The following is an 18,257-nucleotide window of genomic DNA, read 5'->3' as shown; positions in this document are numbered from 1 at the left end:
GTGTAGTGAACAACGAAGCATGAATGGGTTGCAAAAAATCGGTGGCTGCGACTGTTTATTAAAAACACAGCACTCTGCAAACACGAAAGTGGACGTATAGGGTGTGACGCCTGCCCGGTGCTGGAAGATTAAATGATGGGGTGCAAGCTCTTGATTGAAGTCCCAGTAAACGGCGGCCGTAACTATAACGGTCCTAAGGTAGCGAAATTCCTTGTCGGGTAAGTTCCGACCTGCACGAATGGCGTAACGATGGCCACACTGTCTCCTCCTGAGACTCAGCGAAGTTGAAATGTTTGTGATGATGCAATCTCCCCGCGGAAAGACGGAAAGACCCCATGAACCTTTACTGTAGCTTTGTATTGGACTTTGAACAGATCTGTGTAGGATAGGTGGGAGGCTTTGAAGCAGGGTCGCTAGATCTTGTGGAGCCAACGTTGAAATACCACCCTGGTGTGTTTGAGGTTCTAACCTAGGTCCATTATCTGGATCGGGGACAGTGCATGGTAGGCAGTTTGACTGGGGCGGTCTCCTCCCAAAGCGTAACGGAGGAGTTCGAAGGTACGCTAGTTACGGTCGGACATCGTGACGATAGTGCAATGGCATAAGCGTGCTTAACTGCGAGACTGACAAGTCGAGCAGATGCGAAAGCAGGACATAGTGATCCGGTGGTTCTGTATGGAAGGGCCATCGCTCAACGGATAAAAGGTACTCTGGGGATAACAGGCTGATACCGCCCAAGAGTTCATATCGACGGCGGTGTTTGGCACCTCGATGTCGGCTCATCTCATCCTGGGGCTGTAGCCGGTCCCAAGGGTATGGCTGTTCGCCATTTAAAGAGGTACGTGAGCTGGGTTTAAAACGTCGTGAGACAGTTTGGTCCCTATCTTCCGTGGGCGCTGCAGATTTGAGGAAGCCTGCTCCTAGTACGAGAGGACCGGAGTGGACACACCTCTGGTGTATCGGTTGTCACGCCAGTGGCATTGCCGAGTAGCTAAGTGTGGAAGAGATAACCGCTGAAAGCATCTAAGCGGGAAACTCGTTTCAAGATGAGATCTGCCGGGGCCTTGAGCCCCCTGAAGAGTCGTTCAAGACCAGGACGTTGATAGGTCAGGTGTGGAAGCGCAGTAATGCGTTAAGCTAACTGATACTAATTGCTCGTGCGGCTTGACCCTATAACTTTGATCAATCCGATCAAGGTGTTATGCCAAGTTGACGCATTCAAAATAATTCGCCAAAAGCTGATTCCAAACTCTATGAATTCGTTCTCTTGATCATGTGATCAACAGAACAACCCTTTATGCCTGATGACCATAGCGAGTTGGTCCCACTCCTTCCCATCCCGAACAGGACAGTGAAACGACTCAGCGCCGATGATAGTGCGGGTTCCCGTGTGAAAGTAGGTCATCGTCAGGCTCTTACAGCCCAGAAAACCCCAGTCAGCAATGACTGGGGTTTTTTGCTTTACGGGCTGAAAGACGAATAAAGAGTGTCCTAGATATTGCGGACACCAGATGTACTCGTCTCTGCGGCGCCAGCCGCAACCAGTTCCGCCAAGATGTTCTTCGTCAATTGATCCAACTCAATTGCGTTGAAAAAGCGTGATCGAATCACGTCGATGTATGCGGTGCCCCCCAGCCATGCATGCCAATCCGCAAAAGAGATCGACTGCACCTCCAGCAGCTTGAATTTCATCAACACCTTGATGGCATGACGTGCATGCTTCACCGGGTCGCGTTGCAAACCATCGAGCCGGCGGCGCGCCACAGACAGAGCTTTGCCTACATCGTCGAATACAGCGCCATGCCCTGGGATCACTTGCCGGGGAGCCAGCGTTTCGATTAGATCCAGCGTAGCGCCTACATCTTCGAACGACGGCTCGCCGGCCAGTTCGGGAAAAGCAATGCCAAAACCGTTCTCCCACAGGGCGTCGGCCGAAATCAGCGTCCGTGACTCGGCATCGAACAGAATGATCGAATGGGGATCGTGGCCGGGTGCAGCATGCACTTGCCATGGCCGTTCACCGAGCATGCGTTCCGTCCCGGGCTGCAGCAGCCCCGTAAAACGAAATCTGCGGCACGCCTGCCCTGTCGCCAGGAAACTCAGGCCGCTTTGATCCCAGCGTTCCACCAAGCCAGCTTCGCCAGGCGGAATTTCCGTACGAGCCAACGGATAGCGTTCTTGCAGAGCGGCGTTCCCACCGCAATGGTCGCTGTGGAGATGCGTATTCAGGATGAGATCGAGCGGCCGCTCCCCCAGCACCGACTCGACCAGCGCCAGCGTCTGGTCGGCATGCGTTGCATACCCCGTGTCGACCACGGCGGTTTCTTCGCTGCCGACGAACAGGACATTGTTCGAAGACAGCCAACCCCGCTCGAACACCACGACAGTCGCTGGCAGCCCGGCACTCGCCGACGAATGGCTCATTCAGACGCCCGCGCTGGTGCGCAGTTCGCGGCGCAAGATCTTTCCCACATTGGTCTTCGGCAGCGATTCCCTGAATTCGATGTGCTTCGGCCGCTTGTAGCCTGTGAGCTGCGAGTGGCAGTACTGCAGCACTGCGTCTTCGGTCAACGCCGGATCCCTGCGAACGACGAAAACCTTGATCGCCTCACCCTGCTTCTCGTCCGGCACGCCCACCGCCGCGCATTCCACGACCCCTGGGCACAGGGAAATCACGTTCTCGAGTTCGTTCGGGAACACGTTGAAGCCGCTCACCAGAATCATGTCCTTCTTGCGGTCGACGATGCGGCTGTAGCCGTCTTCCTGCATCACGGCAATATCGCCGGTGCGCATGAAGCCATCGGCAGTGAAGGCCGCCGCCGTCTCGGCGGGCTGGTTGTAGTAGCCCGCCATCACGTTCGGCCCCTTGATGCAAAGCTCACCCGGTTGGCCTGCCGGCAGCGAATTGCCGTCATCGTCCTTGATCGCGATCTCTATGCTGGGCAACGGCAAGCCGATCGTCCCGGTGAACTCGGTATTCGACACCGGGTTGTTGGTGCCGATGGCGCAGGTTTCGCTCATCCCCCAGCCTTCGATCATCGGGCAGCCCGTGGCCTCGAACCACTTGCGCGCGGTACCTTCCGATGCCGCCATGCCTCCCGCCTGCGACACGAACAACGTAGAGAAATCGATCGACTTGAACTCCGGGTGCATCAGCAGTGCATTGAACAGCGTGTTCACAGCCGGCAGCATGTGGAATGGCCGCTTCTTCAGCACGGCAATGAACTTGTTGAAGTCGCGCGGGTTCGGGATCAGCGTCATGTGCGAACCCTGGCGGATCACCAGCAAGCACAGCGTCAGCGCAAAGATGTGATACAGCGGCAGCGCCGCGATGCTGTTGACCTTCGCCAGATCGCCCGCGCGCGACAGCGCAGGTGTGAACCAGGCCTCCGCCTGCAGGGTGGCCGCAACGATATTGCGATGGGTCAGTACCGCGCCCTTCGAGAGGCCGGTCGTCCCGCCTGTGTACTGCAGAAACGCGATCGAATCGAGCGTGCTCCGGTCGGGCCCGAGCGTGCGGCCTCGGCCCTCCGAGATCGCCTGAGCGAACGGCGTGACCGTGCGTCCATCGCTCAGCGGCAGCTTGTAGGCCGGCACGATCTTCGCCAGGTGGCGCACCGCCATCGTGATCCACGCGCCATACAACCCGCCCAGCAGATCGCCCATCGCCGTCACGACCACATGCTTCACGGGCGTGCGCTCGATCACCTTCTCGAGCGTTGCTGCGAAGTTCTCGAGGATGACGATCGCTGTCGCGCCGGAGTCCTTCAGCTGGTGTTCCAACTCCCGCGCCGTGTACAGCGGATTGACGTTGACGCACGTATAGCCCGCGCGCAGCACGCCGCACATGGTGACCGCGAACTGGGGAATATTGGGCAGCATGATGGCTACGCGCGCACCCGGCTCCAGCCCGAGCGATTGCAGCCAGGCGCCCAGTGCCTTCGACAGCGTGTCGAGCTCGCCATAGGACATCCAACGCTCCATGCAGACCGAGAACGGCCTGTCGGCATAGCGGCCAAAGGCCTCGTCGAACATGTGAGGCAGGGAACGGTACTGCTCCGGATGAATCTCGTGCGGTACGCCGGCCGGATAGTTCTGTCGCGCGGATGTCTGCATGCAAGCTCCTTTGGCGCGGATTGTGGGAGGCAGTGCGCCTCCGCCGCCAGCGGGCTTGTCCTAGGGAGCGGGCGTGTGCTGTCGCGCGCGCGATAGCTGCGCGGCGTAGCCCTCAGAAATTCAGGCCTTGCCCGATTCGCCCGGCAGCAGCACCCCGGCCTCGATGTCGGTCGCAACCGCCAGCGACTCGTACAGCGCCGTGAAGTCGGGCGCCGTAAGGTCGAACAGATGCGCAAAGCTGTCGATCACGAAGTAGTTGGCCTGGTAGGTGTCGATCTTGTAGCGCGTGCGCATGGTGCGCAGCAGGTCCAGCGGCAGCCGGTGCGGCTCATCGCTGAGCACCGCGTGTTTCAGTTCGCCCACCGAGCTCAGAATGCCGGCGCCGTAAGCGCGCAGGCCGTCCGGCTGACGGATCAGCCCGAACTCCACCGTGTACCAATAAAGCCGCGCGAGCTTCTCGCCGGCGCCTAGTTCGTGCGCCTTGATGCCGCCCGCGCCGTAGCGCTGCACGTAGTCGGCGAAGGTCGGGTCGAACAGCATCGGCACGTGGCCGAACAGATCGTGGAACACGTCGGGCTCGACGATGTAATCGAACTCCTCGGGCTTGCGGATCCAGTCGGTCACCGGGAACTTGCGATTCGCGAGCAGCGTGAAGAAGGGCAGCTCCGGAATCAGCCCCGGCACCGCGACGATCTCCCAGCCGGTCGCGCGATGTAGGCGCTCGTTGAGCTCTTCGAAGCGCGGAATGCGGTCCTTTACGCCGAGCGACGGCAGCGACTTGATGAAGGCGTCGCACGCCAGCCCCGGCAACTGCGCGGCTTGGCGCTCGTAGAGCCGGCGATAGGTGTCGTGGTCGGCCGGCGTGTAGCTGGCCCAGTCCTGCGGGCAGGTGTAGTCGGCCATCACCTTGCCGCCGCGCGAATAGTCGCCCCGGGGCGGGCGGTCGGAAGCTCCGTAGACGGCGGGGGTGACAACGGCGGCGGCAGGAGTGTCCATGAGAAACGATTCTTGAGAGTTACTTGAGCCAGCGGTCCATCGTGCGCTGGAAGTCGCCACCGGCCTGCTGCAGATGCAGCCACTGGTCGACGTACGACTTGAAGGCAACGTCGTCGCGCGGCAGCATCCAGGCCATTTCGCCGTACTGCAGCGGCTTGTCGGGATTGACTGCGCAGAGGCCCGGCTTGAGCTTCTGCTGCGTGATGGCCTCGGCCGCTTCGGTCACGAACACGTCCGCGCGGCTGGCGAGGATCTCGTCGAAGATCGTCACGTTCTCGCCGTGCATCGTGAGCTTGGCCTGCTTGAAATTGGCCCGGGCGAAGCGCTCGTTGCTGCCGCCCGGGTTGAAGATGACGCGCACCGAAGGCTTGTCGATGGCGGCCACGCTCTGGTACTTGGCCACGTCGGCGCAGCGCGCGATGGGCGTCTTGCCGTTGACCATGTAGGGCGCGCTGAAGAAGGCTCGCTTCTGCCGGTCGGTGGTGACCGACACGCCGCCCACGGCGATGTCGCACTTGCCGGCGTTCAGGTCGGGCAGCAGGTTGGCCCAGGTGGTCTTGACCCACTCGGGCTTCGCGCCGAGGCTGGCGCTGAAGCCCGTCATCAGGTCGACGTCGATGCCCTCGAAGGCGCCGTCAGCCTTCTGGAAGCTGAAGGGCTTGTAGTCGCCCGGCGTGCAGATGCGCAGCACCGCCGCCTTCTGCACGGCATCGAGGTGCGAGCCGGCCACCGGCGTGCTCGCCGGCGCCATGGCGCAACCCGAAAGAACGGCGGCGGCCGCCGCGATGAAGGTCAAACCGATCGAAGACATGCAGCTGCGCATACCGGGCTCCTGGGCAATAAGAAAGAAGAAGCCCTTATTTTGCGGCGCTCAGCACGCCTCGGCGCATCTGGTCGAGCTCGATGCTCTCGAACAGCGCCTTGAAGTTGCCGTTGCCGAAACCGTCGTCGCCCTTGCGCTGGATGAACTCGAAGAAGATCGGGCCCAACTGGTTCTCGCTGAAGATCTGCAGCAGCAGCGCGTCCTTCTTGCCGTCGATCAGGATCTTGCGCTTCTTCAGTTCGGCCACGCTTTCACCGTGCCCGGGAATGCGCTTGTCGATCAGCTCGTAGTACGTGTCGATGGTGTCCAGCAGCGTCACGCCGTTGGCGCGCAGCGCGTCGACGCTTTCGTACAGGTTGTCCGAGCCCATGGCGATGTGCTGGATGCCCTCGCCCTTGTACATGTCCAGGTACTCCTGGATCTGGCCGGCCTGTTCCTTGCCTTCTTCGTTGATCGGGATGCGGATCTTGCCGCAGGGGCTGGTCATGGCCTTGCTCTTCACGCCGGTCACCTGGCCTTCGATGTCGAAGTACTTCACTTCGCGGAAGTTGAAGAGCTTCTCGTAGAAGTTGGCCCACACGTCCATGCGGCCGCGGTACACGTTGTGCGTCAGGTGGTCGATGTAGGTCAGGCCGTTGCCCTTGCGTGCCAGCGCTTCCTGCGACGACACGCCCGGCAGCGCCTCGAAGTCCACGTCGTAGAAGCCGATGTTGCCGATGTCGCCGGGCTTCGCCCCATTCTTGCCGGGCCAGCGGTCCACCAGATAGATCAGGCTGTCGCCGATGCCCTTGATGGCGGGGATGTTCAGCTCTCCTGGGCCGGCCTTGTCGGCGAAGCCCCATGCGCCGAGTGATGTGGCGCGCTCGTAGGCTTGCTTGGCATCCTGCACGCGGAAGGCGATGGCGCAGACGCTCGGGCCATGTTCGCGCGCGAACTTCTGCGCGAAGGAATCGGGCTCCGCGTTCAGAATGAAGTTGATGGTGCCCTGGCGGTACAGCAGCACGTTCTTGTGGCGGTGCTTCGCCACCGCCTTGAAGCCCATGCGCTCGAACACCTTGCCCATGGCGGCCGGATCGGGTGCCGCGTACTCGATGAATTCGAAGCCGTCGGTGCCCATGGGGTTCTCCCAGGGCGTGAAGGCGGGTGCGTCGGCATGGCTCATGTGCGGTCTCCGGTAGGTGGGGCGGGATGAATAAGGCGCGAAATCGGCCGGTCATGCAATGTAGGGCGGATACCTCTCAGGTTTTCTGCGTTTCCGGGCGCTCGGAATGGCCATTGCGCAGTAAAACTGCAAGAATGGCGATATGGAAGCACTGGACAAGATAGATCGGCTAATTTTGCGCACGCTGCAAGCAGATGGGCGTGCCACCTACGACCAGATCGCGGAGCAGGTCAGCCTGTCGCCCAGCGCCGTGCTGCGGCGGGTCAAGCGGCTCGAAGAGCACAAGGTGATCGACCGCTACGTCGCGCTGGTCCAGCCCGAAGCCATCGGCCTGGGGCTGACCGCCTATCTCAATGTGCGGCTCGAAAAGCACACCGAGAGCCACAAGCGCAACCCGATGGACCTGTTTCGCGCCAGCGTGCAGACCTGGCCCGAGGTGGTCGAATGCGCGGCCCTCACCGGCGACATGGACTACCTGTTGCGGGTGGTCGTGGCCGACATGGCCCACTACAGCCGCTTCATCATGGACACCCTGTTGAAGCATCCGAGCGTGGAAGACTGCAAGACCAGCTTCGTGCTCGACCGTGTCAAGGCCACAACAGCTGTGCCGGTTTAGCCACATTGCGGTTGCGCCAGCGCCACGCAGCTTGGTACTAGGACACAAATGTGTCCCGTGATTGACCCTGTGGACTTGTTGTTTAAGGGGAAACCCTTACATTCGAGCCATGCTTACCGCCAAGACCCTTCTCAAAGCGTCTCTCGGCCTCGGCTCTTTCCTGAAGGCGCCGATGGTTGAGGCGCAACCACGCGCAGTCAGCGCGCCTCAGCCCGTCATGGTGCCGATCCGCTCGATCGGCCCGCGCGAACGCGAGCGCATCGCCCGCCACCTGCTCGAACTCTCCCCGCACGACCGCTATTTGCGCTTCGGCTATGCAGCGGGCGACGAGCAGGTCCAGAGCTACGTCGATGGGCTCGACTTCGAGCGCGACGAACTCTTCGGCATCTACAACCGCCGCCTCGACCTGATCGCGATGGCGCACCTGGCCTTCGCGCCCGGCGACCAGCACAGCGACTGCGCCGAATTCGGCGTGTCGGTCTCGGCGCATGCCCGCGGCCGGGGCTACGGCGCCCGCCTGTTCGAGCGCGCCGTGGTCGTGGCCCGCAACGAAGGCGTCGGCATGCTCTTCATCCATGCGCTCAGCGAGAACGCCGCCATGCTGAAGATCGCTCGCAACGCCGGCGCGACTGTGGTGCGCAGCGGCTCGGAAGCCGAGGCCCACCTCGAACTGCCGAGCGCCACCTTCGACAGCCGGATGAGCGAGATCGCCCTGGAGCACTACGCCGCGGTCGACTTCGCGCTCAAGAGCCGCGCCAAGCAGTTCTGGGCCTTCCTGGCGAGCGTGCAGGAAGTGCGCAGCGGCATGCGCGACGCCCGCAAGAAATCCGCCCCCTGAGGCTTGGCGGCGGCCCCAACGGCCGGCGGGGGCCATGCGGTAGAGCGTGTCACACGCAATCCGGTATCCTTGTCCCTTCCTCAACTAAGCCCTCCCGCAGTGGCCGACCCTCACCCTGAACGCGCTCCCGTCGAACGGGAAGACAAGCGCGGCTTTCTCCAGAAGCTCGCCGAATTCATCCACCCCGGTCCCGACTCGCGCGACGAGCTGATCGAAACCCTGGCCGATGCCGAGGACAACGAGGTGATCGGCGCCGAATCGCGCGTGATGCTCGAAGGCGTGCTGCGCATGGCCGACATGACCGCGGGCGACGTGATGGTTGCCGCGCCGCGCATGGACCTGGTGAACATCGACGCGCCGTTCGACGCACTGCTGCACCTCATCATCGACACCGCGCACTCGCGCTTCCCGGTGTACGAGGGCGAAAAAGAAAACATCATCGGCATCCTGCTCGCGAAGGACCTGCTCAAGCTGCAGCGCGCGCCGGGCCTGAACATCCGCGCCCTGCTGCGCCCGGCCACCTTCGTGCCCGAGAGCAAGGGCCTGAACGACCTGCTGCGCGAGTTCCGCGGCAACCGCAACCACCTGGCCATCGTCATCGACGAGTTCGGCCGCGTGGCCGGCCTCATCACCATCGAAGACGTGCTCGAGCAGATCGTCGGCGAGATCGAGGACGAGTTCGACATCGCCGAGGACGAAGGCGACATCTTCGGCCTGGCCGACCACACCTACCGCGTCTCGGGCGACACGCCCATCGAGCGCGTGGCCGAGGCCTTCGGCATCGTGTTCGACGAAGAACAGCTGAGCGAAGACTTCGACACCATCGGCGGCCTGATCGCGCACGAGATGGGCCATGTGCCCAAGCGCGGCGAGCACCACGCCATCGGCGGCTTCGACTTCGTGGTGCTGCACACCAAGGGCGGCGCGGTGCGCTGGTTCAAGGTGTCCCCGGCCCGCGGCGGCGACGCGGCCGACTGATGCGCGGCGCGCCGGCTTCTCCTTCCGCCAACCTGTTCCGCCTGCTCGGCTTCGGTGCCGCCGGGCTCGCGCAGGCGCTTTCGATGGCATCGCCCGTGGGCGGCAAGCCGCTGTGGTGGCTGCAGCTGCTGTCGCTCGGCGCGTTCGTGTGGCTGCTCGACGGCCTGCGCGCGCAGGGCGCGGGCTGGCGTCGCGCAGGCCTGCATGGCTGGCTGTTCTCGACTGCCTGGCTTACCGGCAGCTTCTGGTGGCTCTTCATCTCGATGCACACCTACGGCGGGCTGCCGGCGCCGCTCGCGGCCATCGCCGTGCTGGCACTGGCCGCGGCGCTCGGGCTGTACTACGCGGTTGCGGCTGCGTGGTTCGTGGTTCGCGGACCGCAGGGGCGGGTGACAGGCGCGCTCGTCTTTGCGGCGTTGTGGACGCTGGCCGAGCTCGTGCGCGGCAGCTGGTTCACGGGTTTCCCGTGGGGCGCCGGCGGCTACGCGCATGTCGAAGGTCCGCTGGCCGCGCTGGCGCCGTGGGTCGGCGTCTACGGCATCGGCGCCGCATCGGCGCTGGTCGTCGCGCTGGTCGCGCTGCACCGGCCGCCGCGCGCCGCCGAGCTCGTGCAGGGCCTGGTGCTGATCGCGCTCGTGTTCGCGGCGCCGCAACTGGTTGCGCCGCTGCGCAGTGACGTACAAGGCGCCAAGGGCTCGGCCGGCAATCTCCAGCTTGCGCTCCTGCAAGGCAACATCCCGCAGGACGAGAAATTCATTCCCGGCGGCGGCATCGAAACCGCGCTGCGCTGGTACGGCGAGCAATTGCGCGATGCCAAGGCATCGCTCGTCGTGACGCCCGAGACTGCCTTGCCGCTCTTGCCGCAGCAGCTGCCGGCCGGCTATCTCGAAGCGATCGAGGCGCGCTACAGCCAGGGCACGCAGGCCGCCATCGTCGGCCTGCCGATGGGAGGGCAGGGCACGTACAGCAATGCAGTGCTCGGCTTCCAGCCCGGCGCCGCGCGGCCCTACGTCTACAGCAAGCACCACCTGGTGCCCTTCGGCGAATTCATTCCCCCGGGCTTCCGCTGGTTCATCCAGATGATGAACATCCCGCTCGGCGACTTCGCACGCGGCGGGCTCGCGCAGGCGCCGTTCGTCTGGCAGGGCCAGCGCATCGCGCCGAACATCTGCTACGAAGACTTGTTCGGCGACGAGATCGGCGCGAACTTCACGGACGAGGCCACGGCCCCCACCATCCTGCTCAACGTGAGCAACATCGCGTGGTTCGGCGACACGGTGGCCATCGACGAGCACCTGTCGATCTCGCGCATGCGCGCGCTCGAATTCGCGCGGCCCATGGTGCGCGCCACCAACACGGGCGCCACGGTCGTGATCGACGCCGAAGGCCGCGTGGCGCACGAACTGCCGCGCCTCACGCGCGGCGTACTCGAAGCCAGCGTCGAAGGCCGGCGAGGCCTCACGCCCTATGCCCGCTGGGTGGCGCCGTTCGGCCTCTGGCCGCTCTGGTTGCTGGCCATGGCCATCGTGGCGGTGGCCTGGGTGCAAGGCCGCCGCCAGCGCTGAAGCTCGTCAGGCGGCCGGCGCAGCCTTCACAGGCCAGTCGCGCAGCTTGCCCGGGTTCAGCAGCCCCAGCGGGTCGAAGCGCTTCTTCACCTCGATGACCTCCGGCGGCAGCGGCCCGCCGGCCTTGCCGTCTTCCACGATGTTCACGTGCGGGTTGTTGATATGCACGCTGTGCTCGCGGTGGATGCGCATGATCTCCTGCAGCCGCTCCTCGGTGCTGAAGCGCACCAGCTGCAGGCCGCTGCAGGTCATGAGGCCGGCCACGTTGCGCAGGAACTCGACATGCATCATCACCTCGCCGTGCTCGCCGCCCAGCAGCTTCTCCATCTCGATGACCTGCTCGACATGCCTGCCGGGGATGAAGCCGCTCTGCAGGTAGGTCAGGTTCGGGTCGATCTTCAGTGCGTGCAGCGTCGTGTGGTTCCAGGTGAATTCCATCAGCGTGCGGTTGCTCTTCTGCACCTCGGCCGCCGTCTTGCGGTAGCTCACCGTGCCGCCGTGCGCCTCCGCCAGCTGGAGCATCGCGGGCTCGCACGATTCGGCCACCAGCGACAGCACCGTGTGGCAGCCCTTGGGCAGATGCGCGGCCAGCTGCGCGAGATGGTCGGAGATGGGCGCCGCGAAGAAGGTCACGCCGCGCTTCACGATGCCCGGCGCGTGCGCCAGCTTGTCGGCGAAGTTCAGCGCGCTTTCGAAGTCGTCGAAGGTCACCAGCGTTTCCAGCCACGGATGCGCCGGTGCCAGCGTGATCTCCAACTCCAGCACCAGGCCGTTGGTGCCCCACAGGTGGTGCATGCGCATCGCCTCGGCGCCGCGCAGCTCCACCACTTGCGGCTCGGCCTCGATGGTCATCGCGCGGATGCCGATCACGTTGCCCGGCGCGCCCAGCGGCCCGTAGTTGATGGAGCCCACGCCGCCGAAGCCGCCGCCGAAGAGGCCGCCCAGCGTGGCGCTGCGGTAGGTCGATGGGACGCAGCGCAGTTCCTGCCCCGTGGGCTTTGTCTGCTTCTCCAGCTCGCCCAGGCGGATGCCGGCCTGCGCGCGCGCCACGCCGGGGCGCACCCACAGGCAGGTGTTGTAGCCGGTCATGTCGAGCACCACGCCGCCGGCCAGCGGCGTGGTCTGGCCGTAGTTGCCGGTGCCGCTGCCGCGGATGGTGATGGGCACACAGCGGCGCGCGCAGGCGCCGACCACCGCGCGGATCTCTTCCTCGGTGCGCGGGCGCACGACCACGTCGGCGCGCTTGTCCTTGAGCTGGCGCACCAGGACGGGGCTGAACCACGAGAAGTCGGAGGACAGCCGGGTGACGCGGCTCTCGTCCGTGATCCAGTCGAGATGGGGCAGTTCGAGCAGCAGTTGCTCGATGGCGGAAGCAGGGGCATTCATGGTCAAGGTTCAATCCTGTGAAAGTTCGCTCGCATGCCACGAGCCCAGCGCCACCTTGGAGAGCCAGGCCATCAGCACGAAGAGCGCGACACCGGTGAGGGAAATGAGCAGCAGCGCGGCGAACATGCGCGGGATGTTCAGCTGGAAGCCCGCCTGCAGGATCTGGTAGGCCAGCCCCGCGCCCGAGCCGCCCGTGCCCGCGACGAATTCCGCCACCACCGCGCCGATCAGCGCGAGGCCGCTCGAAATGCGCAGCCCGCCGAAGAAATACGGCAGCGCGCTCGGAATGCGCAGCCGCACCAGCTGCTGCCAGCGCGTCGCGCGGTTGAGCTTGAAGTAGCTCTGCAGGTCGGGGTCGATGCTGCGCAGGCCAAGCGTGGTGTTGCTGATGATCGGGAACAGCGCCACCAGTGCCGCGCACACCGTCATCGCCGCGACCGGGTTCTTCACCCAGATGATGATCAGCGGCGCGACCGCCACGATGGGCGTGACCTGCAGCAGCACCGCGTACGGAAAGAGCGCGGTCTCGATGCGCTTGCTCTGCACGAACAGGAACGAGATCAGAACGCCCGCCACCGTGGCCAGCAGGAACGACAGCACCGTGATCTTCAGCGTGACCAGCAGCGCATTGCCCAGCGGCGCCCAGTCGGTCACCAGCGTCTGCATCATCAGGTAGGGCGAGGGCACAAGATAGGGCGGCAGCTCCATGGCCACCACCATCCATTGCCACAGCGCGACCAGCACCACACCGATCAGCACCGGGTACAGAACGCGCTGCACGCGCGGCTGGCTCAGGAGGGGAGTGTTCTTCTTCATCGTGCGGTCTCCTCGTCGGCACTGCTGGCGCGCAGCAGGCTGTCCTGCAGCTGCTTCGCGTAGCGCGCGAACTCGGACGTCACCATGAAATCGGCGCTGCGCGGATAAGGCTCGTCGATGCGGAACTCCTCCACCACCCGACCCGGCCGCGCCGCCATCATCACCACGCGGCTCGACAGGAACACCGCCTCGTGGATCGAGTGCGTCACGAAGATCACAGTGAGCTTCTTCTTGCGCCACAGCTCCAGCAGATCGGCATCGAGCTTGTGGCGAGTGATCTCGTCGAGCGCGCCGAAGGGCTCGTCCATCAGCAGCATGTCGGGCTGCGTGACGAGGCCGCGCGCGATCGACACGCGCATCTGCATACCGCCCGAGAGCGCGCGTGGCAGCGCATCGGCAAACTTTTCGAGCCCCACCAGCGCGAGCGATTCCGTCACCCGCGCATCGGCTTCCTTGCGCGGCACGCCGGCCAGGTCCAGCGGCAGGCGCACGTTGGTCTGCACGCTCGCCCACGGCATCAGCGTGGGCGACTGGAACACGAACGACAGCTTGTGCGGGCAGCTGTGGATCTGCGCCACCGGCTTGCGCCACACCAGCAGTCGGCCGTCGCTGGGTTCGAGCATGCCTGCGACCATCTTCAGCAGCGTGCTCTTGCCGCAGCCCGAGGGACCGAGCAGGGTGACGAATTCGCCTTCGGCGATGGACAGGTCCACCGGCAGCAGCGCCTGCGTGCCGTTGGGGTAGGTCTTCTCGGCCGAGAGAACTTCCACCGCGGGCACGGCGGGCTCCGTTGGCGGCGCGAGGGTGTTGGGTTCGATGCGATTCATGAAGCGGAAGACTCAGGGCAGAACCTTGGCGTCCTTGACGAATTCGGTCGTATAGGTCTTCGCCAGTTCCACCTTGGCCGGGTCGAGCAGCTTGGCCGTCACGAGGAAGTCGTAGCTCGCCTTGGAGCGCGCATCCGTCATCACGCCGATGCCCAGTTTGGCCGCATCCCCGCCGGTGACCATGCCCATTTCCTTGAGCTTGGCGACGCTGTACGCCAACTGGTCGTCGGTCATGTTGGGGTTGTCCTTCTTGATCAGCGCGTTGGCGGGTGCGGGGTCGGCCAGGTAGCTCTTCCAGCCTTCGGCCGAGGCCTTCACGAAGGCGGCGACCTGCTTGCTGCGCTCCTTCACCGTCTTTTCCATGCACGACACGGTTGTGGCGTACGCCGGGAAGCCGTGGTCGCTGAACATCAGCACGGTGCTCTTCACGCCGGCCTTCTGGATGGCGTAGGGCTCGGAGGTCAGGTAGCCCTGCTGCGCCGCATTCTTGTCCGCCACGAAGGGCTGGATGTTGAAGGTGTAGGGACGCGTCTGCTCATCGGTGAAGCCGAACTTCGCTTTCAGCCACGGCCAGTAGCCGCGCTGCGCCTGCGCGCCGATCAGCAGCGTCTTGCCCTTCAGGTCCTCGAACTTCTTGACGTCGTCGTGCGCGATCAGCACCTGCGGATCTTTCTGGAAGAAAGCCGCCACGTTGACCACCGGCACGCCGCCTTCACGCACCTGCATCATCTGGATGTCGCTCGAACCCATGATGCAGTCGGCCTGCCCGGCGGCCATCATCTGCGTGATGTTGACCTGCGGGCCGCCCATCTTGATGGTCACGTCGAGGCCGTATTTCTTGTAGATGCCCAGCGCCTGCGCCTGGTAGAAGCCGCCGTGCTCGGCCTGCGCGTACCAGTTGGTCATGTAGGTGAACTTGTCCTCGGCCTGCGCGGGCGCGGCGGCGAGGAAGGCGATGGCGGCGGCGCCGGCCAGGGACAGTGCGAAGGAGCGCATGGTGGGAACCTCTCGAAGGCTGGGGAGTTGAAGAAGAAGCGAGAAAAGCGGAGGGGCCGTTGCAAGAAGCAGGCTCAGGCGGGTTCGAAGCTCTGCTGGATGAAGCCCTGCTGGTGCCCACGCTCCCAGGTGGCTTCTTCGCGCACCAGCCAACGCAGCGCATGCAGTTCGGTCAGCGCCTGTGCCCAGCTGTCGGAGAGCGTGTCGAGGATTTCTTCGCCCTGTTCGCGCGTGGCGGTGGTGGGGTCGCCGATCACGCCGCTCGGGCCGAAGTCGCGCGAGGTCCATGCGCAGGCCGGGCGGCCGTCGGCCGACAGCAGCTTGATCGGGAAGGGCGGCGGAAAGTTGGCAACCGCGTGCTCCATGTGCACCGTCTCGGGCGCGAGCGCGAGCATCAGCGCGGTCTCGGAATGGCCCGCGTGCATCGCGAGCTTCTTCTCCTGCTCGCTCACCTGCTTGCTGGCCGCGCTCGGCAGGCGCGACACGCCGTGCGGCACCACCACGAAGTCGCCATGGCGCAGGCGCAGCTCGCGCGCTGCCATCTCCAGCACCTGCGGCTGCCCGCCGTGGCCGTTGGCGAACAACAGCTTGCGAAAGCCCGAGCGATAGACCGACTCGCCGATCTCGATCACGGTCGAAAGCAGCGTGGTGCCGGTCAGCGTCATCGTGCCGGGGAAGTGCAGATGCTCCTCCGATTTGCCGTAGGTGATGGTCGGCAGCGCGAAGGCGCGCACCTCGGCGGGGAGCTTTTCGAGCGCCTTGCCCATCACGCCCGAGCAGATCACGCTGTCGACCGAGCAGGGCAGGTGCGGCCCGTGCTGCTCGATGGCGCCGCAGGGCAGCACGATGACGGTGTTCTCGCGGTCGGGCAGCGCGGCGATTTCGGTCCAGCTCAGGTAGGGCAGGAAGCGATGGGGCGGGATGTATCCGTGGAGCATGGGAGTCCTTGTGTGCGTTACCGGGGAAGGAAGGGCGTCGCGTCGCCGCGCGTCACGCGGCCATCGCGCAGCACCACGCGGGTGGCGGTGCGCGACGGCCAGCCATGGCGGTCGGCCTGCGTGAACAGCACCAGGTCGGCGGGGCGGCCGACCAGCGTGGGCCTGGCTGGTGTGGGCGCGCGCTGCAGCCAGTCGCTGCGGCACAGCGCCTGCGACCAGGTGTCGAAGGGCTCGTCGAGCTGCGCCACGAGTGCGGCCGTGCCCAGCGCCTCTACGGGGTCGAAGCTGCCGAGCCGGCAGAAGGGGTCCTGCACGTTGTCGCTGGCGAACAGCAGCGGAATGCCGCGCTCGCGCGCTTCCTTCACCAGCGTGATGCCGCGTTGGCGCGGCGTGCGGCCGGTCACGGCGTCCTGCAGCAGAAGGTTGGTCGCGGGCAGCGAGACGACCGTGATCGGCGCGCGCGCCACCGCATCGAGCGTGGTGAAGGCCTGCGCCTCGGGCTGTGCCGCGAGCGCGCAGATGTGGCCGCAGACCACGCGGCCTTCGTAGCCGATCTCGCGCAGGATGCGGGCCGTGGTCTGCAGGCCCACGGCCGACGCGTTGAGTTCCTCGTCCACGTGCAGGTCGATGTCGAGCTCGCAGGCCTGCGCCGACAGCAGCAGGTTGCGCAGCGCGTTCTCGCTCCAGTTGGTGGAGTGAACGAAACCGCCGAGCAGCGCATGCGGCCCGGTGGCCTTGACCTGCTTCGCGAGCCGCATCGCCTGTGCCGCGTCTTCGAACAGCGGCAGCTTGATGAGGCTCACCTGTTCCAGCCGCAGCCTGCCGGCCCATTCCTGTGCCAACTCGGCCATCACCGGCCAGGCCATCGGCACGGTATCGGGCTCCCACCAGTCGACGTGCGTACGCAGGTGTGTGGTGCCGCATTCCCAGGCCCACTGCAGGCCGCGCGCGGCGCGTTCGCGCACATCGGCGGGCGTCCAGTGCACACGGTCGCCCAGCATTGCGTCGATGGCACCGAGCAGGCCGGGCTGCACCTGCTTCATGCGTGGCAGGGTGAAGGCCTTGTCGAGGTGCGTGTGGGCGTCGACGAAGCCGGGCAGCGCCAGCGTGCCGGCGAGATCCCAGCCCGTTGCCGGGGCGTCGATCCCCATCGCAGGGCGCACCGACTGCACGCGGCCGGCCTCGATCGCGATGCGCGCCAGCACGGGCACACCGTTGCCTTGTGGCCAGTTCACCGGCAGCAGCCAGCGCGGCAGGCGCACGTTGTCGAGCAGGGCGGGAGCGTTCATGCCACCTCGTGCGCGGCGGCGCGCAGATTCGGCACCTCTTGGTGCGGCGCAGCATGGAAGCTGGTTTCGACCGGGTGGCCGCAGGCGATGAGCACGTGCATGTTGTGTTTGACCGATTAATCAGAGCAAGTGGTCAGGTAATGCAAGCGACGTGCCAGTGCGGGCGCACCGGTTTGGTTCTATGGGTGGTCGAGTTGCGCGATGGCCTCAAAAATCGGCTCCACCTCAGTTGTGTTTCGTAACAGAAGTCACATAAATCGGCGAAAACGCAACGGATCAGCGGGCGGCCTCGACTCTTTACGTAACATCGGCGCACTCTTTTTATAGTTTGTTAACTAAAATCCACATTTCCAAAAATGTGAACTTTGGACCTCAGTTACTCTTCTTCATTGATCTGTAGGCACTCCTCATGAAAAAACTTTCTTACATCTTCGCAGCCATTCTTGCCGTCACGGCCACCAGCGCAGTTCTGGCAGCCACGAGCCCGGCCACTGCCACGTTCCAGGTCCTCATCACCGTGGCAAAGGCCTGTTCGGTCACCGCGGGTGCGACGTCGAACATCAACTTCGGCACGGTGGATTCCACCGCCACTGCCCTGTCCGCTACCAACAACATCAGCGTGACCTGCTCCAAGTCGACGCCCTACAACATCGGGATGCTGCCGTCGAACAACCTCACCCTCGGCGCCGGCGTGATGAGCCCTCTCGTGGCCGGCCCGGACACCATTCCCTACCAGCTCCGCTCGGTGAGCCCGACGGGTGCGATCTGGGGTAGCACCGGTACGGACACCGTGGCCGGCACCGGCACCGGCGCGGCTCAAACGATCCCGGTGTACGCCACGGTCGCAAGCGTCAACGTGACGCCTGGTGCCTACGCTGACACCGTGACCGTCCAGGTCAACTACTGATCGA

The 18,257-nt window shown here is 64.5% G+C and carries 16 protein-coding genes and 2 rRNA genes (1 of these 18 running past the window's edge); 7 read left to right on the top strand and 11 right to left on the bottom strand.

Annotated elements, in window-relative coordinates:
• A 23S ribosomal RNA gene (locus ACEOAB_RS26395) occupies positions 1-1,172 on the top strand (it extends 1,704 nt beyond the left edge of the window).
• Between the two features lie 128 nt (positions 1,173-1,300).
• Positions 1,301-1,413 (top strand): 5S ribosomal RNA (rrf, locus tag ACEOAB_RS26390).
• Positions 1,414-1,491: 78 nt separating this feature from the next.
• Here rrf and ACEOAB_RS26385 read toward each other — a convergent pair.
• The 5 genes from ACEOAB_RS26385 to hppD all read right to left on the bottom strand — a co-directional run bounded on the left by ACEOAB_RS26385 (position 1,492) and on the right by hppD (position 7,097).
• Positions 1,492-2,424, bottom strand: a complete 933-nt coding sequence (locus ACEOAB_RS26385) for an MBL fold metallo-hydrolase (protein ID WP_413749197.1) — start codon at positions 2,422-2,424, stop codon at positions 1,492-1,494.
• Complete coding sequence (locus ACEOAB_RS26380) at positions 2,425-4,116, bottom strand: AMP-binding protein (RefSeq protein WP_413749196.1); 1,692 nt, start codon at positions 4,114-4,116, stop codon at positions 2,425-2,427.
• Positions 4,117-4,236: 120 nt separating this feature from the next.
• Entirely contained in the window at positions 4,237-5,112 is an 876-nt protein-coding gene (gene phhA, locus ACEOAB_RS26375; protein ID WP_413749195.1) for a phenylalanine 4-monooxygenase, read from the bottom strand.
• 19 nt (positions 5,113-5,131) lie between these two features.
• Positions 5,132-5,935 (bottom strand): transporter substrate-binding domain-containing protein, encoded by an 804-nt coding sequence (locus ACEOAB_RS26370; protein WP_413749194.1) that lies wholly within the window; start codon positions 5,933-5,935, stop codon positions 5,132-5,134.
• 34 nt (positions 5,936-5,969) lie between these two features.
• Entirely contained in the window at positions 5,970-7,097 is a 1,128-nt protein-coding gene (gene hppD / locus ACEOAB_RS26365; protein WP_056595815.1) for a 4-hydroxyphenylpyruvate dioxygenase, read from the bottom strand.
• A gap of 142 nt (positions 7,098-7,239) precedes the next feature.
• Between hppD and ACEOAB_RS26360 the strand changes: the two genes are divergently transcribed.
• The 4 genes from ACEOAB_RS26360 to lnt all read left to right on the top strand — a co-directional run bounded on the left by ACEOAB_RS26360 (position 7,240) and on the right by lnt (position 11,094).
• Entirely contained in the window at positions 7,240-7,713 is a 474-nt protein-coding gene (locus tag ACEOAB_RS26360) for an Lrp/AsnC family transcriptional regulator (RefSeq protein ID WP_007836115.1), read from the top strand.
• A 109-nt stretch (positions 7,714-7,822) separates the two neighbouring features.
• Positions 7,823-8,551, top strand: a complete 729-nt coding sequence (locus tag ACEOAB_RS26355; protein WP_007836121.1) for a GNAT family N-acetyltransferase — start codon at positions 7,823-7,825, stop codon at positions 8,549-8,551.
• Between the two features lie 99 nt (positions 8,552-8,650).
• Entirely contained in the window at positions 8,651-9,529 is an 879-nt protein-coding gene (locus ACEOAB_RS26350) for a CorC family transporter (RefSeq protein ID WP_007836122.1), read from the top strand.
• Positions 9,529-11,094, top strand: coding sequence for an apolipoprotein N-acyltransferase (gene lnt, locus ACEOAB_RS26345; protein WP_413749193.1), 1,566 nt, complete (start codon positions 9,529-9,531; stop codon positions 11,092-11,094). Before ACEOAB_RS26350 ends, lnt begins: the two co-directional genes overlap by 1 nt.
• A gap of 6 nt (positions 11,095-11,100) precedes the next feature.
• Here the strand turns inward: lnt and ACEOAB_RS26340 are convergent, their stop codons facing one another.
• From ACEOAB_RS26340 to ACEOAB_RS26315, 6 genes are all read right to left on the bottom strand, one after another.
• Positions 11,101-12,480, bottom strand: a complete 1,380-nt coding sequence (locus ACEOAB_RS26340) for an FAD-binding oxidoreductase (protein WP_413749192.1) — start codon at positions 12,478-12,480, stop codon at positions 11,101-11,103.
• A 9-nt stretch (positions 12,481-12,489) separates the two neighbouring features.
• Positions 12,490-13,296 carry an ABC transporter permease gene (locus ACEOAB_RS26335; protein ID WP_413749191.1) on the bottom strand — a complete coding sequence of 269 codons (807 nt, stop codon included), beginning with the start codon at positions 13,294-13,296 and terminating at the stop codon, positions 12,490-12,492.
• Positions 13,293-14,123 carry an ABC transporter ATP-binding protein gene (locus ACEOAB_RS26330; protein WP_413749190.1) on the bottom strand — a complete coding sequence of 277 codons (831 nt, stop codon included), beginning with the start codon at positions 14,121-14,123 and terminating at the stop codon, positions 13,293-13,295. Before ACEOAB_RS26330 ends, ACEOAB_RS26335 begins: the two co-directional genes overlap by 4 nt.
• A gap of 12 nt (positions 14,124-14,135) precedes the next feature.
• Positions 14,136-15,119, bottom strand: a complete 984-nt coding sequence (locus ACEOAB_RS26325; protein ID WP_413749189.1) for an ABC transporter substrate-binding protein — start codon at positions 15,117-15,119, stop codon at positions 14,136-14,138.
• 74 nt (positions 15,120-15,193) lie between these two features.
• Positions 15,194-16,057 carry a creatininase family protein gene (locus ACEOAB_RS26320; protein WP_413749188.1) on the bottom strand — a complete coding sequence of 288 codons (864 nt, stop codon included), beginning with the start codon at positions 16,055-16,057 and terminating at the stop codon, positions 15,194-15,196.
• Between the two features lie 17 nt (positions 16,058-16,074).
• On the bottom strand, positions 16,075-17,346 hold the full coding sequence (locus ACEOAB_RS26315; RefSeq protein WP_413749187.1) for an amidohydrolase family protein: 1,272 nt from the start codon (positions 17,344-17,346) through the stop codon (positions 16,075-16,077).
• A gap of 409 nt (positions 17,347-17,755) precedes the next feature.
• On the opposite strand from ACEOAB_RS26315, the gene ACEOAB_RS26310 reads away from it, so the two are divergent.
• Positions 17,756-18,253, top strand: a complete 498-nt coding sequence (locus ACEOAB_RS26310; RefSeq protein WP_413749186.1) for a Csu type fimbrial protein — start codon at positions 17,756-17,758, stop codon at positions 18,251-18,253.
• Positions 18,254-18,257: the final 4 nt, after the last annotated feature.

Source organism: Variovorax sp. Varisp53, from assembly GCF_059491555.1.
Note: the sequence above shows the minus strand (reverse complement) of the source record. Positions and strands in the feature narration are given on the sequence as shown.

Excerpts from the sequence above, each read along its gene's own strand:
- ACEOAB_RS26370 (WP_413749194.1), bottom strand. The coding sequence starts at position 5,935 with ATGCGCAGCTGCATGTCTTCGATCGGTTTGACCTTCATCGCGGCGGCC.
- ACEOAB_RS26360 (WP_007836115.1), top strand. The coding sequence starts at position 7,240 with ATGGAAGCACTGGACAAGATAGATCGGCTAATTTTGCGCACGCTGCAA.
- ACEOAB_RS26330 (WP_413749190.1), bottom strand. The coding sequence starts at position 14,123 with ATGAATCGCATCGAACCCAACACCCTCGCGCCGCCAACGGAGCCCGCC.
- ACEOAB_RS26340 (WP_413749192.1), bottom strand. The coding sequence starts at position 12,480 with ATGAATGCCCCTGCTTCCGCCATCGAGCAACTGCTGCTCGAACTGCCC.
- ACEOAB_RS26380 (WP_413749196.1), bottom strand. The coding sequence starts at position 4,116 with ATGCAGACATCCGCGCGACAGAACTATCCGGCCGGCGTACCGCACGAG.
- lnt (WP_413749193.1), top strand. The coding sequence starts at position 9,529 with ATGCGCGGCGCGCCGGCTTCTCCTTCCGCCAACCTGTTCCGCCTGCTC.
- ACEOAB_RS26310 (WP_413749186.1), top strand. The coding sequence starts at position 17,756 with ATGAAAAAACTTTCTTACATCTTCGCAGCCATTCTTGCCGTCACGGCC.
- ACEOAB_RS26385 (WP_413749197.1), bottom strand. The coding sequence starts at position 2,424 with ATGAGCCATTCGTCGGCGAGTGCCGGGCTGCCAGCGACTGTCGTGGTG.
- ACEOAB_RS26320 (WP_413749188.1), bottom strand. The coding sequence starts at position 16,057 with ATGCTCCACGGATACATCCCGCCCCATCGCTTCCTGCCCTACCTGAGC.
- hppD (WP_056595815.1), bottom strand. The coding sequence starts at position 7,097 with ATGAGCCATGCCGACGCACCCGCCTTCACGCCCTGGGAGAACCCCATG.
- phhA (WP_413749195.1), bottom strand. The coding sequence starts at position 5,112 with ATGGACACTCCTGCCGCCGCCGTTGTCACCCCCGCCGTCTACGGAGCT.
- ACEOAB_RS26335 (WP_413749191.1), bottom strand. The coding sequence starts at position 13,296 with ATGAAGAAGAACACTCCCCTCCTGAGCCAGCCGCGCGTGCAGCGCGTT.
- ACEOAB_RS26355 (WP_007836121.1), top strand. The coding sequence starts at position 7,823 with ATGCTTACCGCCAAGACCCTTCTCAAAGCGTCTCTCGGCCTCGGCTCT.
- ACEOAB_RS26325 (WP_413749189.1), bottom strand. The coding sequence starts at position 15,119 with ATGCGCTCCTTCGCACTGTCCCTGGCCGGCGCCGCCGCCATCGCCTTC.
- ACEOAB_RS26315 (WP_413749187.1), bottom strand. The coding sequence starts at position 17,346 with ATGAACGCTCCCGCCCTGCTCGACAACGTGCGCCTGCCGCGCTGGCTG.